Annotated in this window: 1 protein-coding gene; it reads right to left on the bottom strand. The window is 64.3% G+C overall.

Annotated elements, in window-relative coordinates; translation table 11 throughout:
- Positions 1-389, bottom strand: a 389-nt coding sequence (locus DIE08_RS35325) for an FAD-binding protein (RefSeq protein ID WP_124906465.1), incomplete at both ends; no start/stop codon positions are given.

Genomic DNA, 389 nt, shown 5'->3' on the forward strand with positions numbered 1-389 from the left:
GCACGGCCGAACACCACGAGGTCCAGCAGCGAGTTCGTGCCGAGGCGGTTCGCGCCGTGCACGGACACGCACGAGCATTCGCCCACTGCGTAGAAGCCGTTGACCGGTTCCTTGTGATCGCGCGACGTGCCGACGACCTGACCGTGGATGTTGGTCGGGATGCCGCCCATCTGGTAGTGGATCGTCGGGACGACCGGGATCGGTTCCTTGATCGCGTCGACGTTCGCGAACTTCAGCGCGATTTCTCGGATCGACGGCAGACGCTTCATGATCGTCTCGGCGCCGATGTGCGACAGGTCGAGCAGCACGTGGTCCTTGTTCGGACCGACGCCGCGGCCTTCCTTGATTTCCTGGTCCATCGAACGCGACACGAAGTCACGCGGCGCCAG

Source organism: Burkholderia sp. Bp9004, from assembly GCF_003858025.1.
In the GTDB taxonomy this organism is placed as follows: domain Bacteria; phylum Pseudomonadota; class Gammaproteobacteria; order Burkholderiales; family Burkholderiaceae; genus Burkholderia; species Burkholderia diffusa.